Here is a 19821-nt window from a genome sequence, read left to right on the forward strand (position 1 = left end):
CGCCGTATCTGCGGCACCCGGGCAGTGACCGCTGCCCGTGGGAGCCCGGCGGCCACCCGGACCGGCGACGGCGTTCGGCCAGATACTCCGTTCAGGGCATCTGGCCGGACTTTGCGTGACTCCTATAGGTGCCTGGGGCATCTAATGGTGTTCGGCAAGATCGGCAAGAGGGAACCATCGCTTGCGAGGTCACTCATGACAGAACCCGTTGCCTTCCCCCAGGACCGTACGTGTCCCTACCACCCGCCCACCGCCTACGACACCCTGCGCGAGGCGCGCCCCCTTTCCCGCGTCTCCCTGTTCGACGGACGCGCTGTGTGGGTCGTCACCGGGCACGCCACCGCCCGCGCACTCCTCACGGATCCGCGACTGTCCTCCGACCGCACCCGCCCGGAGTTCCCGATGCCCACGGCGCGGTTCGCCGGCTCCCGTGACCGTCGTGTCGCGCTGCTCGGGCTCGACGATCCCGCACACCACGCCCAGCGCCGCATGCTGGTGCCGAGCTTCACCCTGAAGCGGACCGCCGCCCTGCGTCCGCGCATCCAGGAGACCGTCGACCGGCTGCTCGACGCCATGGAGAAGCAGGGGCCACCCGTCGATCTGGTCGGCGCCTTCGCGCTGCCCGTGCCCTCGATGGTGATCTGCGCGCTGCTCGGTGTCCCGTACGCCGACCACGACTTCTTCGAGGAGCAGTCCCGCAGGCTGCTGCGCGGCCCCGCCGCCGAGGACACCCAGGCCGCCCGTGAGCGACTGGACGCGTACTTCGGCCTGCTGATCGACCGCAAGCTGCGGGAGCCGGGGGACGGACTCCTCGACGACCTCATCCAGGAGCAGCTGCGCGAGGGGACGGTGGACCGCGCGGAGCTGATCAGCCTGGCGACGATCCTGCTGGTCGCCGGGCACGAGACGACCGCGAACATGATCTCGCTCGGTACGTTCACGCTGCTGCGGCACCCCGAACAGCTGGCCGAACTGCGCGCCGAGCCGACGCTCATGCCCACCGCCGTCGAGGAACTGCTGCGCTTCCTCTCCATCGCCGAGGGACTGCTGCGGGTGGCCACCGAGGACATCGAGGTGGCCGGCACGACGATCCGCGCCGGCGAGGGCGTGGTCTTCTCGACCTCCGTCATCAACCGCGACGCGGGCACCTTCCCCGAGCCGGACACCCTGGACTGGCACCGCTCGGCCCGCCATCACGTCGCGTTCGGCTTCGGCATCCACCAGTGCCTCGGCCAGAACCTCGCCCGCGCCGAGATGGAGATCGCCCTGCTGTCGCTCTTCGACCGGCTGCCCGGTCTGCGCCTCGCCGCACCGGCGGACGACATTCCCTTCAAACCCGGCGACACGATCCAGGGGATGCTGGAACTCCCCGTGACCTGGTAAGAGGCTGGCGGCCATGAGCATCGACATCGACATCGCCATCGACAAGGACATCTGCATCGGCGCGGGGCAGTGCGCGCTGACCGCGCCGAGCGTCTTCACCCAGGACGACGACGGATTCAGCGCACTGCTGCCCGGCCGTGAGGACGGCGGCGGCGACCCACTGGTCCGGGAGGCGGCACGGGCCTGCCCGGTGGGCGCGATCAGCGTCACCGAGAGCTGAGGATCACTCGTCACTCGCCACTCGTCACGGGCAGGGACGGGAGCGGGGACGGTCGGCGCGCGTCGGCCGTCCCCGCCGGTGATCGGCCTATCGCCGCTGTGCCCCGATGAGCGACCGCGCCGCCCCGGCGGCCTGCTCGGCGGGCTCCGCGGTCCGGGTGATGCCCGCGGTGACCATGGCCCCCTCCGCCAGCAGGAACAACTGGTCGGTGAGGGCGGCGGGAAGCCCCGCGTCGGACACCAGGCCGCCCAGGTATTCCTTGAACGCCCTCTTGTGGGCGCCGACCTGGGTGACCACGCGCGGCGAGGTCGCGCCGAGTTCCCCGTACGAGTTGATCCAGGCGCAGCCGCGGAAGTCGGGTTCGGCGAACCACCGCCCCAGCCAGTCGAACACCGCCAGGATCCGTGGCTCGGGCTCCCCGTATCCCTCGACATGCTCGGCCAGCCGCTGCCGCCAGCGCACGTCACGGCGCTTCAGATACTCCTCGACCAGCAGCTCCTTCGCCGGGAACAGCTGGTAGAGCCGCTTGAGGGAGACCCCTGAGGCGGCGCGGATGTCGTCCATGCCGACGGTCTGGATGCCCCGGCCGTAGAACAGCTCCTCCGCGGCGTCCAGTGCCTGTTCCCGGGCGGTGGCGAGGGCGAGTTCACGAGCGGCGGGGGTGTCCATGCGCGAGTTGCTCCTTGACGTGAGAACGAGCGTTCTCTACGTTAGCAGCCGAGGTGGAGAACGCACGTTCTCCCGTCTCGTGGAACGGAAAGGAAGCCCTCATGTCCGATCGTCCGCCCCTGCCGCCCTTCACCCGTGAGACCGCGGTCCAGAAGGTCCAGGCCGCCGAGGACGCCTGGAACACCCGCGATCCCCACAAGGTCGCGCTCGCCTACTCGCAGGACTCGGTCTGGCGCAACCGCGACACCTTCGTCACCGGCCGCGCCGAGATCGTCGAACTCCTCACCGCGAAGTGGACGCGCGAGCAGGAGTACGCCCTGCGCAAGGACCTGTGGGCCTTCGACGGCAACCGCATCGCCGTCCGCTTCCAGTACGAGTCGCACGACGCCGACGGACAGTGGTGGCGGTCGTACGGCAACGAACTGTGGGAGTTCGACGAGCACGGGCTGATGACCCGGCGCGAGGCGAGCATCAACGACGTACGGATCGAGGAGAAGGAGCGCCGGATCTTCGGCCCGCGTCCCGAATCCGAACGCGGGGACACCTTCCCCGTTCGCTAGGGATTGCGGGGTTCACCGGGGCTTTGGCGGTTCACTAGGGTTTCCCGGGTGAGTGAACACGCCGAAAAGCCCTTCCTCTACGTCGTGGTGTGCGCGGCCGGCATCGCACAGGACGTCAGCAAACTGATCACCGCGGCACAGGAGCGGAACTGGGAGGTCGGGGTCGTCGCCACCCCGCAGGGACTCGGTTTCTTCGACGCGCCGGCCGCCGAGACACAGACCGGCCGCCCGATCAGGTCCGCCTGGCGGGCCCCGGGCGATCCGCGCCCCTTTCCGGCCCCCGACGCGGTGGCCGTCGCCCCGGCCACCTTCAACACCGTCAACAAGTGGGCGGCCGGCATATCCGACACCCTCGCCCTGGGCACCCTGAACGAGGCGTACGGCCTCGGCGTCCCGATCTCCGTACTGCCCTGCGTGAGCGACGCGCTGGCGGCCCACCCCGCCTACCGGGCGAGCCTCGACCGGCTGCACGGCATGGGCGTGCGCTTCGCCGACCGCTACTCCGGGGAGCCGGGAGCGGACGGCCGGCGCGCGGACTTCCCCTGGGAACGGGCCCTGGACCTGCTCACGTCCCGCCCGTGACCGCTCGGGTCAGCGCCGTCGGTAGATCGTGATCGAGTGGCCGACCTCGTCGACGGGGGTGGCACCGTCGAGGAGCGCCGCCATCCGGCCGTCGGCCTTCGCGACCGCGGAGTCCGAGACGGCGAGCAGTCCGTGCACCTCGCCCGGCGGCGCCTTGCGCGGATCGGCCGCCTCGATCCCGTAGTACGAGGGGACACCGCTGCCCTTGTAGACCAGCCAGACCCGCTCGTCCGGATACCGCTCGGCCAGCCGGTCGGCCAGTCGGCCCAGGTCCTGCCCCCAGTCGACGTTCGAGTCGTGCAGCCGCAGATGGGTCTGCGCCGGCCCGCCGAAGGCCTCGTTGGAGTACGGCAGGTAGTACGGGAACGCGCGCAGCGAACTGACCGCGACGAACAGGACCAGCGCCGCCGTGGCGAAGTGCGCCCAGCGGTGTCGCAGAGCCGACGCCCCGGCCGCCGCGACCGCCAGGAACACCGGGACGAAGAGCGCGTACCGGACGCCGAGGTCACGGGACCCGGTCATCGCCATGGCCAGCAGCACGGCCGGAGGAAGAAGGACGTACGGGGCGGCGGAGCGCAGCCGGGGCACGGCGAGCAGCACGGCCAGACCGGTCAGCCAGAGCACCAGCATGCCCAGCGGTGTCTTCACCAGCAGGGCGGCCGGCAGGTAGTACCAGAGCGAGCCGCGGTAGAGCCGTCCGAACAGGAAGCCGCTCCACACGTCGTTCTCGAAGCCGAACTGGATACGCATGCCGTCGCGGTACGGCCGCGGCACCGGCAGCCAGTCGATGGCGAGCCCTCGCAGGCCGTGCACGGCCGGGACGTCCGCGGGTGTCGTCCAGCGCAGTTGCGGATCGACGACCAGATAGCTCGCCCAGACGACGGCGAGGGCCGTCAGCGCCATGCCCGCCGCCACCGCGATGCCGAGGCCGACGAGCCGCGGCTGTGCGCGCAGGCCCCGGCCGGGCGTGCGGTGTGCGTGCCAGAAGGAGAGGAACGCCAGGAGCAGCAGCACCGGAACCGCGGGCAGGGTGCTCATCTTGGTGGCGACCGCCGCGCCGAGCGCCACTCCCGAGAGCGAGAGGTGCAGCAGCGGCCGCTGCCGCCGCGCCCGCCACACCAGCCACACCGATGTCAGCAGAAATCCGGCCGCCGGCACGTCGAGCGTGGCCAGCGAGCCGTTGGCGATGATGTCGGGCGAGAACGCGTACAGGGCGAGCGCCACCAGCCCGCCCACGGCGCCGAAGAGTTCACGGGCGAACGCGAGGACGACCAGACCGAACAGCAGCGTCAGCACGATCACCGGCAGCCGCGCCCACAGCATCACCTGCCCGGGATCGTTGCCCGACTCGTACAACAGCCGCCGTCCGAGCGCCGACTGATCGCCCGCGAAGTGGGCGTCGTCGAGGTGCGGATGGGCGAACACCAGTCCGGTCGCGATGATGAGTTTGCCCAGCGGCGGATGCTCGGGGTTGAAGCGCAGACTGTGTTCGCGCACATAGGTCTCCGCCGTGCCCACGTACACCGGTTCGTCGATCGTCGGGGTCTGCTGCACGGCCGCCGTGACCATCGCGACCGCCATCTGGGCCAGCAGGGCGACCACGGCCAGGCCGAGCAGCCACCGCCGATGGCGCCGGAGTCCCTCGCATCGGCCCGACGGTCTGGCGGTGCTCGTCGGCAGGCGCTCGCCCTGCCTGCTGGCCATGGATGTCGACATGCCCTTTGATACGTCCGCTCCGTGCGTACCCGCTCATCCGGAAACCGCCCGGCTTCGGTGCGAGTATGCCCGGTGCCCCTCGCCGGTCCGGGCCACCGCCCGTCAGCGCGTCCGGCGGACGTAGTCCGTGCTGCCCGGCGTCGACACCTGCACATCCCGGCGTACGATGCTCAGCCGGTCGCCGTAGCCCGCGCGGGCCTTGCGCAGCCCGCTGTCGGTGTACTCGATGTCGACCACCCGGTCGTGGAACGCCTTCGCGTACGTACCGCACTCGTCGTACTGCCCGCACTCCTCCGCCACCGCGAAGTCCAGCCCCGTCGGCGCTCGGAGCCCGGCCAGCTCCACGGTGTTCTTCTGCCCGATGGCCAGCCCCCGGGCGTGCGCGTGCGCCGAGAGCAGCGTGATGAACGCGGTGGCGTCGTTCGCGGTCAGCAGCTTCCCGGAGCGGGTGTAGCTGTCGTAGTTGTCCGGCTCGACCGCGTCGAATCCCTTGTCCGCGCAGCCGTCGATCCACCGGTTGACCCGCGCCGCCACCTGTGTGCGCTTGGCCGCCGTGCCGATGTCCAGCAGCGCCTCGTCCCAGTCACGGTCCATGACGACCTTGCCCCGCGCGTCCCGCAGCAGGAGGTCGGCCGGCCAGGACGTCAACTCCTCCGGCTGCGCCTGGAAGGCGTTGACGTAACAGATGTTGTACAGGCCGGGCGCGGGCGACGCCGACCGGTCGCGGCTGACGATACGGACACCGGACGGTGGCCGATAGGCGCCGCCGATCTGGTAGTCGAACCCCGCGTGGAGCGGAGGGAGCCGAACGCCCTTCGGGCCCGGCCCGGAGGCCGTGGGCTGCGGGGGAGGCGTCCGCTCGTCCGACCCGGTCGCACAGCTCACCAGCGTCACGAGCGCCACCAGGGAAGCAACCGCCCCCACGCCGGTGACGCGCGGAACACGTGTGACGGGCATGCCCGCTCCATCGTTCGCGAGTACGACCCCGCCTCGGACGCTCCCGCGATCCTGGCGACTTTGGCCGGACTTGGACGGTGTCCGCTACCGGCTGGGCGCACCTCTGGGTGCCCGGCTGCACGCCTCGGCACGGCAAAGATCAAAGCGCCTGGAGAATGCCCGCGTCAAGGTCGCACCCCGCGGCGCCGGACAGCCGGGGCCCGCAGTCCCTGCGCGACCTCGCCGCCTCGACGGGGCAGACCCTGCGGCCCGCCACCGTCGCCGAGTCGGGCGAGGAGGAGATCGTCATCGACACCACCGACCCGCTCGGACCGCCCGACTTCAGGGCCGCCGACCTCGGCGGCCGCACCTCCGGCGAGGTCGTCGCCGAACTCGTCCCCGGGGCCGGCGCGCGCGTCACACGACTGGTCGAGCAGGTGGGCCGGGCGGTCGTCGACCTCGGCCCGTCGGCCTCCGGCGGCCGGCTGCAGGAGTTCCCGGGCGGCCCCCTGCCGACGCTCCGTCCGCTCCTGGAGCCCTGACCCGAGGCCTTATTGTCAGGACATGAACGGAGACCGCATCGCACTGGCCGTACACGACCACGGGGGTGACGGCCCGCCGCTGCTCCTGCTGCACGGAGCCGGGCGCACGCTCGCCGACTGGGCCGCCGTCGCCCCGCGCCTCGTCCCCCGGCACCGGGTACTCGCCGTGGACCTGCGCGGACACGGTCTCTCCCCGTCCGGGACCTGGAGCCTTCCCCGGGTGATCCAGGACATCGAGACGGTACTGGAGGAGCACGGCATCCCCGGCGCGCTGCCCGTCGGGCACTCGCTCGGCGGGATGATCGCCGTGCGGTACGCGCTGGAGCACCCGGAGGAGACGCCGGGCGCGGTGAACCTGGACGGATACGGGTGGGGCCGTCCCGACCAGTACGTGGGCCTCGACCCCGTCCACGTCGAGGAACGCCTCGCCCGGGTACGGGAGTCGGCGGCCGCGGCGGTGTCCGGCGAACCCCTTCCGGCCGACGGCCTGAAGGACCTGCTCGCCCGGCAACGCACGATGTCCGAGCAACTGGGCATCCCCTACGAGCTGTTGGAGGAGGCCCTGCTGCGCTCCCTGCGGTACCTGTCCGACGGACGGCTGGCGCTGCGGCCCGAACGCGAGCACGCGCTGGAGATGCTGGCCGCCATCGAATCCCTCGATCTCTTCGATCTCTTCGACCTCTTCGCAAGGACGAGGCGGCCGCTGCTGCTCGGCCGGGCGGCGCGGCCGGTGCCGTCCGTCCCCGGCATGCCCTGGTTCGACGAGCTGATGGCGGCGTACGACAAGGGGCTCGCCCGCGATCTCGCCGCACTGGCCGCACGGCGGTCCTCGGTGCGGGTCGTCGGAATCGACGGTACGCACGAGATGCTCCTGGAGAACCCCGGCGCGGTCGCCGCCGCCGTCCTCGCCTTCACCGCCGACGCGATCCCCGGAGCCGCCTCATGACACAGCCCGGTGACGAGTGGATCGTCGGCCGGGACCACGAACTGACCCTGCTCTCACGGCTGGTGGACGACCTCACGACGGGGCGGCCCGGGTCCCTGCTGCTGACGGGCGGCCCCGGCGCGGGCAAGAGCGTGCTGCTCGACGCCGCCGCCCGCATCGCCCGTCGGTCCGGGACGCGGGTGCCGCGCTGCCGGGGCAGCGAGGGCGACGTCAGTGCGGTGACGCGGCGGTGAACTCCGTGCCGCAGGGGCCCGCGCCCTCGCTCTCGGGCAGGGCGACGGGCTCGCCGCCCATCGTGAGCGTGGAGTAATGGCGGCCGATGCGGTGGGTGGAGCGACCGACGTAATGGCCGATGAACGAGCGGCGGAAGCGGTCGGCGCTGCGGTTGGGCCCGGAGCCGTGCACCAGGCTGCCGTTGAAGAACAGCACGTCGCCCGGTGCCATGTCGACGGGCACGACGGCCAGACCGGGCGGCGGCGGCACGTACTCCCGTACGAAGGACAGCTCCTCGTCCGCCTCCTCCGGGCAGAACAGGTCCATGCGGTGCGTGCCCGGCACGACCTCCAGTCCGCCGTTCTCCCGGTCGATCGTGTCGCAGGCGATCCACGCGGCCACACAGGTGCCCGGCTCGACCCGCAGATAGAAGTTGTCCTGGTGCAACGCCTGACCGCGGGCCCCGGGCGGCTTGAAGTAGAACATGCTCTGCGCCGCCAGCGCCTCCTCGCCCAGCAGGGTTTCCAGGATCTCCCGCAGCCGGGGATCGAGGAGGCGGCGCCAGGACAGCGCGTTGACGCGGTGCGGGTTCATGACCCGGGGATGGACGTCCAGCGGATCGGCCGGGCCGTCGGCCCCGGTGACCCGGGGTTCGAAGTGACCCGGCACCGGTCCGGCGGCACGCAGTTCCGCGAACTCCGCGCACAGTTCGTCGATCTCGGCGATGGTGAACAGCCCCCGCACCACCACGAACCCGTTCTCCTCGAACTCCTCGAACCCCTTGAGCTCCTCGAAGCCCGACCGCCCGAGCCCACTCCTGTCCGTGACTGTCATCCGAGCCGCCCCTTCTCATCGATGTCCCCGGTGCCTCACGCTAGGTCGACGAGCCTTGCGGGAGGATGCCTGTGCGTGCTGAGGAGTTGCCCGAGCCTGCTGCCCCGTCCCCGCCGCCGGGCCTGGTGACCGTCGGACGCTTCGACCAGCGACCGGGATACCGGGTCAACCGGCCGCACGGCAGTGACAGTTGGCTGTTCACCTGGACCACGGGCGGACGGGGCCGACTTCAGCAGGGCGCGACACGGACGGTGGCGGACCCCGGGGAACTGGTGGTCCTGGGCCCCGGCGTGCCGCAGCGCTACGCCGTCGAACCGGGCGCCGGGCACTGGGCGTTCTGGTGGGCGCACTGCCAGGCCAGGCCGTCCTGGTCCGGGTGGCTGCGGCCGTACGCCCTCGCCGACGGGGTGTACGCCGTCGGCCCCGCGGCGGGCGGTGAACGTATCGAGGCGGCGTTCCGCCGGATGCTCGCCGACGCCCGCTGGACGGGGGACGGCCCGCCGCCCACCGGCCCGCCGCCCACCGGCGCGGCGAACGCCGACGGAGAGGTCGCGGTCGCGCACGGCACCGCCGCCAGGGAGCTGACCCTCTGCTCCCTGGAGGAGATCGTGCTGCTCAGCACGGCCCGGGCGGAGCGGCGCGGTCCCGACGTCGACGCCCGGGTCCGCCGGGCGGAGGCGCTGATCGCCGCCGACCCGGGCGCGCCGCACACCGTCCGCTCGCTGGCCGGGGCGGTCGCCCTGTCACCGTCCCGGTTCGCCCACCTGTTCACCGAGCAACTCGGCCGTTCCCCGATGCGGGTCCTGCGCGAGGCCCGGCTGCTGCACGCGGCCCGGCTCCTGGAAGCCACCGAACTCCCGGTCGAACGTGTGGCCGCCGCTTCCGGTTTCACCAGCGCCTTCCACTTCAATCGGGTCTTCCGGCAGCGGTACGGGACTCCGCCGGGGGCCTACCGAAGGGGCACCGCTAGGGGTGCGGGGGAGTCGAGGGAGACGGGCGAGACGGGGGAGGAGCGGGAGCCGGGGGCGGAGGCGGGATGGTCGTGACGTCCGGTGCCGCCTCGGGCCAGATCAGCAGTACCGGGCAGGGGGCGTGATCGACGACGAACCGCCCGGCCCGTCCCAGACTGTGCGGGCCGAGCCGGGCCCGGTCGCCGTCCCGGGCCATCACGAGCAGGTCGGCGCCCTCGGCGGCGGCGACCACCTCCCGCTCGGTACGCCCGGTGCGCTCCAGGCGCACGCACGGGCCGCCCAGGCGTTCGGCCGCCGCGTCGAGCAGCCGCGCCGCCGAGGAGGCGCCGAGATCCTCCAGCCGGTCCCCGGGATCGCGCTCGGAACGCCCGCGGCCGAGCAGCCCGGCGAAGGCACCGTGGGCCAGCCCGGGCACCCCCGGTTCACTCACGTGCAGCAGTACGACCTCGGTCGCCCGCGGTGCGTGCCGCCGTGCGGCGTCCACGCAGGCCGGCCAGGTCCCTTCGACGAGCCAGACGATCACCCGCATGAGCATCGGCCTCCGGCCACGGACGGTGCGGCGGCTCAGCCGCCGATGACGTGGAGCGAGAACCACAGTGCCAGTACGGCGGGGACCAGCGCCGCGGGCACGGCGATCAGACCCAGCCGGGTGAACTCCTTCAGGTCCACGCCGTGCTCGTGCTGGTGCACGATCCGCCGCCACAGCAGGGTCGCCAGCGAACCGGCGTAGGTGAGATTGGGGCCGATGTTGACCCCCAGCAGCACGGCCAGCACCGTGCCCGGTCCGGACGCGGCGGCCGGCGGCAGCAGCACCAGGACCGCGGGCAGATTGTTGATCAGGTTGGCCAGTACGGCGGCGAGCGCGGCGGTCCCGAGCAGCGCGGGCAGCCCGCCGCCCGCCGGGAGGAGGTGGCCGAGGGCGTCGGAGAGTCCGTTGTCGACCACCGCGCGTACGACGATGCCCAACGCGAGCACGAACGCGAGGAAGGCCGGGGCGGCGGACCGCACCACGGTGAGGACGGTCGCGCGTCCGCGGACCAGGGCGCGGGTGGCGAGCACGAGCGCACCCGCCGCGGCCGACCACGCCGGATCGATGCCCACCGCGGAGGCGACCACGAACCCCGCCAGCGTGCAGCCCACGGTGACCAGCGCGAACACGGGCAGCTCCGGCGGCTCGTCGGCGGTCCGCTCGGGGACGGCCGCGGCCAGGTCACGGGCGAAGAAGCGCCGGAAGACCAGATACTCGGCCCCGATGGCGACCAGCCACGGCAGCACCATGAGCGCGGCGAAGCGGGTGAAGCTCAGCCCGCTCGCGGTGAACGCGAGCAGATTGGTGAGGTTGGAGACCGGCAGCAGCAGCGAGGCCGTGTTCGACAGATGGGTGCAGGCGTACACGTGCGGCTTCGGACGCGCGCCCATCCTGGCCGCGGTGGCGAACACGACCGGGGTGAGCAGCACGATGGTGGCGTCCAGGCTGAGCACCGCGGTGATCGCCGAGGCCAGCGCGAAGACCGCGGTCAGCAGGCGTCCCGGCCGGCCCGCCGCCCAGCGGGCCATCCAGGCACCGCAGGCGTGGAACAGCCCCTCGTCGTCACAGAACCGGGCGAGCACCAGCACGGCCGCGAGGAAGCCGATCACCGGCCCCAGGTGCCCGGCCTCCGCGCGGACGTGGTCCCAGGAGATCGCGCCGGTGGCCGTCACCAGCAGGGCGGCCGGGACCGCGACGACCGCCTCGGGCCAGCCGAAGGGGCGGACCACGGCGCAGACGAGTACGGCGGCGAGCAGGACGACGGAGAGGGATTCGGCGAGCGGGGTGTTCAGTGTTCGGTCCTCCGGGACACGGTCGTGGTGCCCGACCATCAGATCAGACGCCGCACCCTCTGCCCCGCACGCGACTTCGTACCCGCGTCGCTGCCTTCAGAACTCCCCGAGCAGCGCCAGCTCCGCCCAGATCGTCTTGCCGTCGGCCGTGTGGCGGCTGCCCCAGCGCTGGGTCAGCTGGGCGACCAGCAGGAGTCCGCGGCCGCCCTCGTCGTAGGTCTTGGCCCGGCGCAGATGCGGTGCGGTGTGGCTGCTGTCCGAGACCTCGCAGATCAGGGTCTCGGCGTCATGGATGAGCCGCAGCCGGATGGGCGGCTCGCCGTACCGGATCGCGTTGGTGACCAGTTCGCTCACCACGAGCTCGGCGGTGAACGTGGCCGCGCTCAGCTCCCAGGTGTCCAGCTGGTCGACGACCTGCTTGCGGATCGGCGCGACCAGGGCGGGGTCGGCGGGAATCTCCCAGGTCGTCACCTGGGACGGCGCGAGGCCGTGGGTCCGGGCGAGCAGCAGCGCCACGTCGTCCTGGGCCCCGCCCACCGGGAGCAGGGCTTGCAGAATGGCGTGGCAGGCCCCTTCCAGGGAGTCCGCGGACTGCGCCAGGGCACGGCACAGCAGCTCGTGGCCGGCGTCGACGTCCCGCTCGCGGCTCTCGATCAGGCCGTCGGTGAACAGCGCGAGCAGCGTGCCCTCGGGAAGGGAGAGCTCCACGGACTCGAAGGGCAGCCCGCCCAGGCCCAGCGGCGGCCCGGCCGGCAGCTCGATCTGCACGGGGGGACCGCCCGGCGTGAGAATGACCGGCGGAGGATGGCCGGCCCGGGCGAGGGCGCAGCGCCGTGACACCGGGTCGTACACCACGTACAGGCAGGTGGCGCCGACCTCGCCGGTGGTGCCCTCGGCGCCGGCCTCCGTGGAGAGCCGTACGACGAGGTCGTCGAGGTGGGTGAGCAGCTCGTCGGGGGCGAGGTCGATGTCGGCGAGCGTACGGACGGCCGTGCGCAGCCGTCCCATGGTGGCGGAGGCCTGGATGCCGTGGCCGACGACGTCACCGACGACCATGGCGACCCGCATCCCGGACAGTGGGATCACGTCGAACCAGTCGCCGCCCACCCCGGCCCGCGCCGCGGGCAGATAGCGGGAGGCCGCCTCCAGGGCGGCCGTCCGGGGCAGCGACTGGGGCAGGAGGCTGCGCTGCAGGGCGAGGGCGGTCTCGCGTTCGCGGGAGAACCGGCGGGCGTTGTCGATGCAGACGCCGGCCCTGGCCGTCACCTCCTCGGCCAGCAGCACATCGTCGGGGGTGAACGGATCGGGGCGCCGGAACCGGGTGAGGACGGCCACCCCGAGGGTCTGGCCACGCGCCATGATCGGCACCGACATGCTGGTGTGCAGACCGTACTCGGCGATGCGCGCGCCGCGCACCGCGTCCCAGGAGAGCCACTCCGCCAGCGTGGCGGTGTCGTCGGGCGCCACGATCGTCCGGCCGGCGGTGAGGGAGTCCGCCTGCGGCGAGTGGACGGGGTAGACGTCCACATGGCCCGGCTTGACGACCGCTTCCGGGCAGCCCGGGTTCACCGACTGGTGGGCGGCGCGGCGCATGGTGATCGGCGGGGTCGGCGGCTCCAGGTGGGGTTCGCCCCCGTGCTCCGGCGGATCCAGCAGATCGACGCTGACGAAGTCGCCGAGGGCGGGTACGCAGACGTCGGCGAGCTCCTGGGCCGTTCGGGTGACGTCGAGGGTGCTGCCGATACGCACGCTGGCCTCGTTGACGAGTTGCAGCCGCTCGCGGGCCCGGTACTGCTCGGTGAAGTCGTGCGCGGCCACGCACACCCCCCGCACCCGGCCGTCGATGTCCGTCAGGGGGGCGATCCGGGCCAGCCAGGCGTGCGCGCGGTACTCGCCGCCCGTCTGCAGGTACGTCTCCACGTCGCGACCGACTCCGGAGACGAGCACCTCCTGCAGCTGTGTCTCCAGGGCCTCGCTCTCCTCCTTGCCGCCGATCTCGGAGTACGTGAGGCCCTGGATACGGGATTCGGGGAGGCCGATCACCTCGGCCATCGAGTCGTTCACCCCGAAGAGCCGCAGCCGGTCGTCGTAGACCGCCATGGGGCACGGAGACTGCGCCAGCACCGCCGTCGTCAGCGGGTCGTCCGGCGCGCGCGGGCCGTGGACCTCCAGCGGGGTGACCACCAGCCAGGTGGCCGGGCCGCCGTCCCGCGGCTTCCTGCGGTGGGCGAGCAGCCACACGGAGAGCGTGTGGCCGTCGTGGTGGCGCAGTTCGAGGGTGCCGTTCCAGCGGCGACCGGCCGGTGGGGCCGGTGCGGCCGCACCCGCGGCCAGCAGTTCGGCGGCGGGCCGTCCCTCGACTTCCTCCGGGGCATGGCCCAGCAGCCGACGGGCCCCTTCGCTCCAGTGGAGGAGGGTGCCGTTCACGTCGATGACCGCCCGTGCTGTGGCGGCCTCGTCGAGGGGGTGGACCGGGCTCATCGTCGCCACTCCATTGCGCACACTCACAGTGAACAAGCGGGTCACTCCGGCTCCAGCCTAGTGCGTGGACGCGTTCCGCACCCGGGACACGGGCGGCCGAAGGGGCACATCGGTACTACGGATTCCGGCCGATGTGATGCGCGGGACGGAAGTGAGTGCCGCACCCTTGACGGGAATGTGTGTCACCCCGTCAGAATCTGTTTGTTCACGATCAGTTGTGATGACTTATGGGCCCTTGACTAGGGAGAGCCGCCATGAAGGTCACTCGAAGATCGGTATTGATCGCAGGAGCCGCCTTACCCGCGGCCGGAACGCTCCTGGGCGCTGCCGACGCCTGGGCGGATTCCCCCGGGAGTGCCGTGGGGCGCCGCACTGTCGAGCTGCGCGACGGCTGGCGCTTCGCGCTGGTCGACCCGGGTGGGATCAACGACCCCAGCGGTGCCTACGAGGACGCCGCGCAGCCCGGCTACGACGACTCGGACTGGCGGGAGGTCGCCGTCCCGCACGACTGGAGCATCGAACAGACCCCCACCACGGAGCACGGCACCACCAGCGGCACCGGCTTCTTCCCGGGCGGCCTCGGCTGGTACCGCAGCACCTTCACCCTGCCGCCCGCGCCGGCCGGCAGGCGGATCTCCGTGGAGTTCGACGGCGTCTACATGGACGCGTACGTCTACTGCAACGGTGTGGAGGTCGGCCGCCACCCCTACGGATACACCGGGTTCGCGTTCGACCTCACCGATCTGCTGCACACGGACGGCACCACCGCCAACGTCATCGCCGTCAAGGTGCAGAACCAACTCCCCAGCAGCCGCTGGTACTCGGGCAGTGGCATCTACCGCGAGGCCCGTCTCGTCGTCACCGGGCCCGTGCACGTCCAGCGCTGGGGCACGTACGTCACCACGCCGGACATCACCGGGGCGAAGGCCGTCGTTCGGGCGCGGACGACCGTCGTCAACGAGTCCGGTGCGGCCGCCGAGGTCCAGGTGATCTCGCGGATCGTGGCCCCCGACGGCCGTACGGCGGCCCGTACCTCCACCACGGTCACGGTCGCCGACCGCCTCGACGAGACCCATGAACTCACCGTCGCCAAACCCCGGTTGTGGGACTTCGCGACCCCGGAACACCGCTACACCCTGGAGACCGAACTGCGTGTCGGCTCCGCCACCGTCGACACCTGCCGCACCCCGTTCGGCATCCGCACGTTCCGCTTCGACCCGGACGAGGGGTTCCACCTCAACGGCACCCACGCCAAGATCAAGGGCGTCGACCTCCACCACGACCAGGGCGCGCTCGGAGCGGCCGTCAGCATCGACGCCGTACGCCGCCAGATGACCCTCATGAAGTCGATGGGTGTCAACGCCTTCCGTACCTCCCACAACCCGCCCTCGCCGCAGATGATCCAGGTCTGCGAGGAGCTCGGCATCGTGATGATGGTGGAGGCGTTCGACTGCTGGCGGACCCGCAAGACGACATACGACTACGGCCGCTTCTTCGACGAGTGGTGCGAGAAGGACGCCACCGAGATGGTGCTCGCGGCCCGCAACTCGCCCGCCGTGGTCCTGTGGTCCATCGGCAACGAGATCCCCGACTCGACGTCCACCGCCGGGCTCGCCATGGCGGACCGGATCATCGCCGCGATCAAGGCCGCGGACGACACCCGGCCGCTGGTCATCGGCTCGGACAAGTACCGCCGTGTGCCCACGAAGGGCTCCGCGGCCGACCTCATGCTCGCCAAGCTGGACGGACTCGGCCTGAACTACAACACCGCCAGGTCGGTGGACGCCCTGCACGCCGCCTATCCGCACCTCTTCCTCTTCGAGTCGGAGTCGTCGTCCGAGACCTCGACACGTGGCACCTACCAGGAGCCGGAGCATCTCAACACCGGCGAGAATCACACACCGGGCCGACGGGCGGTCTCCTCGTACGACAACAACCTCGCGTCCTGGACGATGAGCGGCGAGTACGGGCACAAGAAGGACCGGGACCGGAAGTGGTTCGCGGGGGAGTTCCTGTGGTCGGGCATCGACTACATCGGCGAACCCACGCCGTACGACGTCTTCCCCGTGAAGGCGTCCTTCTTCGGCGCGGTCGACACGGCCGGCTTCCCCAAGGACATGTACCACCTGTTCAGAAGTCAGTGGACGAGCGAGCCCATGGTCCATCTGGTGCCCATGACGTGGAACCACGAGGACGGGGACACGGTCGAGGTCTGGGCGTACGCGAACGTCGACACGGTGGAGCTCTTCCTCAACGGAAAGTCCCTCGGCACACGGCGGTTCGACACCAAGACGACCACCGACGGCCGTACGTACCTGGAGACCACCGAGGCGACCGGCGACGACAAGACCTTCACCTCGGGCCCCTACCCGGGCAGTTACACCAGCCCGAACGGCAGCGCGGGCAAGCTCCACCTCACCTGGAAAGTGCCGTACGCGCCGGGCGAGTTGAAGGCGGTGGCCCGCCGCGGTGGCCGTACGGTCGCCACCGACGTCCTGCGCACCGCCGGGGCGCCGCACGCGATACGCCTCACGTCCGACCGCAGGTCGCTCGCCGCCGACGGGCGTTCGCTGGTGTTCGTGACCGCCGAAGTGGTCGACGCCCGGGGGGTGGTCGTGCCCGACGCGGAGCACAGAATCGCCTTCGACGTGCACGGCGGCTCGCTCGCCGGTCTGGACAACGGCCGGGAGGAGAGCGCCGAGCGCTATCAGGCCCGTACGCGAACGGCCTTCCACGGCAGGGCACTCGCGATCGTACGGTCCGGCACGCGTCCGGGGGCACTGAAGGTGACGGCCCGCTCCGCGGGGCTGCGGGGCGCCTCCGTCACCCTCCGCACGAGGACCGCGCGTTCGAGGGTGACCACGCCTCCCGCCGTCTTCGCCCCCGATCCGGGGTCGGGCGCCACCGACTACCCACTCGCGGACGCCAGTTACTCGGGCCGACCGGACACCCTGCCCGCCGCCATGCTCGACGGCGACGCGGCGACGGGCTGGTCCAACGCCTTCCTCAAGTCGGCCACGGCCCTGCTGCCCGCGTTCAGCGGGGCCCGCCCCGAGGACTGGGTCTCGGTCGCGTGGGCCCGTCCCCGCGCGGTCGGCCGCGTCGAGGTCTCCTTCACCGTCGACACCACCCACGCGCTGCCCGCGTCGGTGGAGGCCGCGGTGTGGGACGGCGAGCGGTATGTGCCGGTGAAGGGGGCGGCCGTCGACTGGGCCACCGCGTCCGACGCGCCGACCGTGATCACCTTCGACGCGGTACGCGGCTCACGGCTGCGGCTCGTCCTGACCAGCGGGCACCCGGGTGCCACCGACGGCGGGCTGCGGATCAGCCGTCTGGAGGTCCCGGTGGTCTGAGGACCCGCGGTGTTCGTGCTCGGTCAGGGTGTGGAGTTCGGCCGGGCCGAGCGGGCGGTGCACCTCGACGTACTCGCCGTGCGGCAGGCGTGTGACGACGCCGGTCGCACGGCCGTGCGCGACCAGCTCGCGGTCCCGCTGCTGGAGGCCCAGGCAGAGGCGGCGGGTCACCATGAAGACGACGACCGGAACGACGAACAGGGAGATCCGCACCGCCCAGGTGACGGTGTTGATCGACAGATGGAAGCGCGTCGCCACGATGTCGTTGCCGCCGCCCGCGAGCAGGATCAGATAGAGGCTGATCCACGCCGTTCCGAGCGACGTACGCACCGGCCGGTTGCGCGGCCGGTCGAGAAGATGGTGCTCGCGCCGGTCTCCCGTGACCCAGGACTCGATGAACGGGTACACGCCGATGGCGACCAGCAGCAGCGGGAAGACGACGACGGGGATCAGCACGCCGAGCATGAGTGTGTGCCCGCCGACGACGATCTCCCAGCCCGGCATGACGCGCACCAGCCCCTCGGCGAATCCCAGGTACCAGTCCGGCTGGGCGCCCGTGGACACCTGGTCGGCGCGGTAGGGACCGTACGCCCAGACCGGGTTGATGGTCGCGACCGCCGAGATCAGCGCGATGACACCGAACACCAGGAAGAAGAACCCGCCGGCCTTCGCCAGGTAGACGGGCAGGAACGGGGTGCCCACGACATTGCGTTCGGTCTTTCCCGGCCCCGCGAACTGGGTGTGCTTGTGGTACACGACGAGGATCAGATGGGCGAGGACGAGCGCCGCCATGATCCCCGGAATCAGCAGGATGTGCAGGGAGTAGAAGCGGCCCACGATGTCATGGCCGGGGAACTCCCCGCCGAAGAGGAAGAACGACAGGTACGTGCCGACGATCGGCATCGACAGGAGCGCCCCGTCCACGAACCGCAGCCCCGTCCCGGACAGCAGGTCGTCGGGCAGCGAGTAGCCGAAGAGGCCCTCGAACATGCCGAGGAGCAGCAGTGTCCAGCCGAACACCCAGTTCACCTCGCGGGGCTTGCGGAACGAGCCCGTGAAGAAGTGCCGCATCATGTGCGTCAGCATCGCGGCGAGGAAGATCAGCGCGGCCCAGTGGTGGAGCTGGCGGATCAGCAGCCCGCCGCGCACGTCGAAGCTGATGTCGAGCGTCGAGGCGTACGCCTCGGACATCCGGACGCCGTTCAGGGGGACGTAACCGCCGTGGTACGTCACCTCGTTCATGGAGGGGTGGAAGAACAGGGTCAGGTACACCCCGGTGAGGATCAGCACGACGAAGCTGTAGAGGCAGATCTCGCCGAGGAGGAAGGACCAGTGGTCCGGGAAGATCTTGCGCAGATAGCGCCTGCCGAGGGAGTAGACACCGAGCCGGCCGTCGAACCAGTCGGCGACACGCTCGCCGGCGGACGCCTCCACGCGCCGGTCGTCCATGGCCGTCACGCCCGCTCCCCCTCCGCGACCTCGGTCGTCTCGGGGCCGGCCGCTTCGTCGCGCCGCACGTGCGCGAGCTTCTCGGGATTGGTGACGATGTACACGCCGGACACCTGTTCGCCGTCCGCCGTGAGGTCCATGACCATGACCGCGTACGGCGACTCGCCCTCGAAGAGCACCGCGGAGTCGTCGCCGTTGACACGCCGGTAGCTGATGTCGAGGCTGCCGCCGCGCCGGGTGGCGTAACCGGCGAACAGCCGCGCCGCCTTGTCCCGCCCGTGCACCGGCCGCAGCCCGGTCGAGCCCTTGCCGCCACCGTCCGTCCACACCGTGACATCCGGCGCGAGGATCTCCATCAGCGCGGCGAGGTCCCCGCCGAGCGCGGCCTCGACAAAACGTTCGGTCGCCTGCCGGCGGACCCGCGGATGGGCGCGGTAGAGCGGCCGGCGGGCGTGCACATGCTCCCGCGCGCGGTGCGCGAGCTGCCGTACCGCCGCCGGACTGCGGTCGATCACCTCCGCGATCTCCGTGTGGGCGTATCCGAACACCTCGTTGAGGACGAAGACCGCCCGCTCCAGCGGAGTGAGGGATTCGAGCACCACGAGCATCGCCAGCGACACCGACTCCGACCGCAGGGCCCGGTCGTCCCCGGAGTCCTCGGGGGCGGGCTCGTCGAGCAGCGGATCCGGCAGCCAGGGGCCCACATACGTCTCGCGGCGCCGGGTGATCGCGGCGCGCCGCGCGAGCGCGTGGTTCACGCCGATGCGTACGAGGTAGGCGCGCGGGTTCGCGATGGCCTCCAGCGGGGTGCGGTGGGCGCGGCCCGTCCACGACAGCCAGGTCTCCTGGAGCACGTCCTCGGTGTCGGCGACGCTGCCGAGGATGTTGTAGACGATCGCGAAGAGCAGCTCGCGGTGGTGCACGAACACCTGCGTCGCGCCGTCGGCCGTCCCGGTCGCGGGGCTTTCGGACATGCCTTGCCTCCCTTGGTGCGCTCCCTAATGCGAGGGGAGAAGCGAGCCCGAACGTGACATCCGGAGAGCGAAATGTGACGTACGTCTCATGTGATCTCCGGGGTGTCACACCGGTCGAAGCGCACGCCCTCTTGAACGCGAGTCCGATGCCTCGACACAAGGAGACAGACA

The 19821-nt window shown here is 71.5% G+C and carries 18 protein-coding genes; 9 read left to right on the plus strand and 9 right to left on the minus strand.

Going from position 1 to position 19821, the window contains the following annotated elements; all coding sequences use genetic code 11:
* The first annotated feature begins 195 nt into the window (after positions 1-195).
* Both RV986_RS48370 and RV986_RS48375 read left to right on the plus strand, forming a co-directional pair.
* Complete coding sequence (locus RV986_RS48370) at positions 196-1383, plus strand: cytochrome P450 (protein ID WP_475923453.1); 1188 nt, start codon at positions 196-198, stop codon at positions 1381-1383.
* A gap of 25 nt (positions 1384-1408) precedes the next feature.
* Positions 1409-1603, plus strand: a complete 195-nt coding sequence (locus tag RV986_RS48375; RefSeq protein WP_475924686.1) for a ferredoxin — start codon at positions 1409-1411, stop codon at positions 1601-1603.
* 87 nt (positions 1604-1690) lie between these two features.
* Here RV986_RS48375 and RV986_RS48380 read toward each other — a convergent pair whose 3' ends face one another.
* Positions 1691-2272: a TetR/AcrR family transcriptional regulator gene (locus tag RV986_RS48380; protein ID WP_475923454.1), complete on the minus strand. Its 582-nt coding sequence runs from the start codon at positions 2270-2272 to the stop codon at positions 1691-1693.
* Between the two features lie 101 nt (positions 2273-2373).
* Between RV986_RS48380 and RV986_RS48385 the strand changes: the two genes are divergently transcribed.
* Positions 2374-2832, plus strand: coding sequence for a nuclear transport factor 2 family protein (locus RV986_RS48385; RefSeq protein ID WP_475923455.1), 459 nt, complete (start codon positions 2374-2376; stop codon positions 2830-2832).
* A 48-nt stretch (positions 2833-2880) separates the two neighbouring features.
* Positions 2881-3414, plus strand: coding sequence for a flavoprotein (locus RV986_RS48390; protein ID WP_475923456.1), 534 nt, complete (start codon positions 2881-2883; stop codon positions 3412-3414).
* A gap of 9 nt (positions 3415-3423) precedes the next feature.
* On the opposite strand, the gene RV986_RS48395 is transcribed toward RV986_RS48390, so the two are convergent.
* Positions 3424-5118 carry a phospholipid carrier-dependent glycosyltransferase gene (locus tag RV986_RS48395; protein WP_475923457.1) on the minus strand — a complete coding sequence of 565 codons (1695 nt, stop codon included), beginning with the start codon at positions 5116-5118 and terminating at the stop codon, positions 3424-3426.
* 114 nt (positions 5119-5232) lie between these two features.
* Positions 5233-6087 (minus strand): endo alpha-1,4 polygalactosaminidase, encoded by an 855-nt coding sequence (locus RV986_RS48400; protein ID WP_475923458.1) that lies wholly within the window; start codon positions 6085-6087, stop codon positions 5233-5235.
* 155 nt (positions 6088-6242) lie between these two features.
* Here RV986_RS48400 and RV986_RS48405 point away from each other — a divergent pair, with 155 nt between their 5' ends.
* From RV986_RS48405 to RV986_RS48415, 3 genes are read left to right on the plus strand one after another with little or no spacing between them, the layout of a single operon-like run.
* Positions 6243-6608, plus strand: a complete 366-nt coding sequence (locus RV986_RS48405; RefSeq protein WP_475923459.1) for an NAD(P)-binding domain-containing protein — start codon at positions 6243-6245, stop codon at positions 6606-6608.
* A 22-nt stretch (positions 6609-6630) separates the two neighbouring features.
* Positions 6631-7554 (plus strand): alpha/beta fold hydrolase, encoded by a 924-nt coding sequence (locus RV986_RS48410; RefSeq protein ID WP_475923460.1) that lies wholly within the window; start codon positions 6631-6633, stop codon positions 7552-7554.
* The gene (locus RV986_RS48415; protein WP_475923461.1) at positions 7551-7787 is read left to right on the plus strand and encodes an ATP-binding protein; all 237 of its coding nucleotides are present in this window, start codon (positions 7551-7553) and stop codon (positions 7785-7787) included. Before RV986_RS48410 ends, RV986_RS48415 begins: the two co-directional genes overlap by 4 nt.
* On the opposite strand, the gene RV986_RS48420 is transcribed toward RV986_RS48415, so the two are convergent.
* A complete protein-coding gene (locus tag RV986_RS48420; protein ID WP_475923462.1) occupies positions 7765-8601 on the minus strand; it encodes a phytanoyl-CoA dioxygenase family protein in 837 nt (278 codons plus the stop codon). The two genes, RV986_RS48415 and RV986_RS48420, sit on opposite strands and share 23 nt — an antisense overlap.
* A gap of 65 nt (positions 8602-8666) precedes the next feature.
* Here RV986_RS48420 and RV986_RS48425 point away from each other — a divergent pair, with 65 nt between their 5' ends.
* Positions 8667-9647: a helix-turn-helix domain-containing protein gene (locus RV986_RS48425; RefSeq protein ID WP_475923463.1), complete on the plus strand. Its 981-nt coding sequence runs from the start codon at positions 8667-8669 to the stop codon at positions 9645-9647.
* Here the strand turns inward: RV986_RS48425 and RV986_RS48430 are convergent.
* From RV986_RS48430 to RV986_RS48440, 3 genes are read right to left on the minus strand one after another with little or no spacing between them, the layout of a single operon-like run.
* Positions 9568-10101, minus strand: coding sequence for a universal stress protein (locus tag RV986_RS48430; RefSeq protein WP_475923464.1), 534 nt, complete (start codon positions 10099-10101; stop codon positions 9568-9570). The two genes, RV986_RS48425 and RV986_RS48430, sit on opposite strands and share 80 nt — an antisense overlap.
* A 35-nt stretch (positions 10102-10136) precedes the next feature.
* Positions 10137-11432 (minus strand): arsenic transporter, encoded by a 1296-nt coding sequence (locus tag RV986_RS48435; RefSeq protein WP_475923465.1) that lies wholly within the window; start codon positions 11430-11432, stop codon positions 10137-10139.
* Between the two features lie 57 nt (positions 11433-11489).
* The gene (locus tag RV986_RS48440) at positions 11490-13874 is read right to left on the minus strand and encodes an ATP-binding SpoIIE family protein phosphatase (protein ID WP_475923466.1); all 2385 of its coding nucleotides are present in this window, start codon (positions 13872-13874) and stop codon (positions 11490-11492) included.
* Positions 13875-14128: 254 nt separating this feature from the next.
* On the opposite strand from RV986_RS48440, the gene RV986_RS48445 reads away from it, so the two are divergent.
* Positions 14129-17227, plus strand: a complete 3099-nt coding sequence (locus RV986_RS48445; RefSeq protein WP_475923467.1) for a glycoside hydrolase family 2 TIM barrel-domain containing protein — start codon at positions 14129-14131, stop codon at positions 17225-17227.
* On the opposite strand, the gene qcrB is transcribed toward RV986_RS48445, so the two are convergent.
* Together qcrB and sigJ are read right to left on the minus strand one after the other, a co-directional pair.
* Complete coding sequence (qcrB, locus tag RV986_RS48450; RefSeq protein ID WP_475924687.1) at positions 17138-18676, minus strand: cytochrome bc1 complex cytochrome b subunit; 1539 nt, start codon at positions 18674-18676, stop codon at positions 17138-17140. The genes RV986_RS48445 and qcrB overlap by 90 nt on opposite strands.
* Positions 18677-18681: 5 nt before the next feature.
* On the minus strand, positions 18682-19650 hold the full coding sequence (gene sigJ, locus RV986_RS48455) for an RNA polymerase sigma factor SigJ (RefSeq protein WP_475923468.1): 969 nt from the start codon (positions 19648-19650) through the stop codon (positions 18682-18684).
* Positions 19651-19821 lie beyond the last annotated feature (171 nt).

The organism is Streptomyces sp. RLA012, from assembly GCF_056270325.1.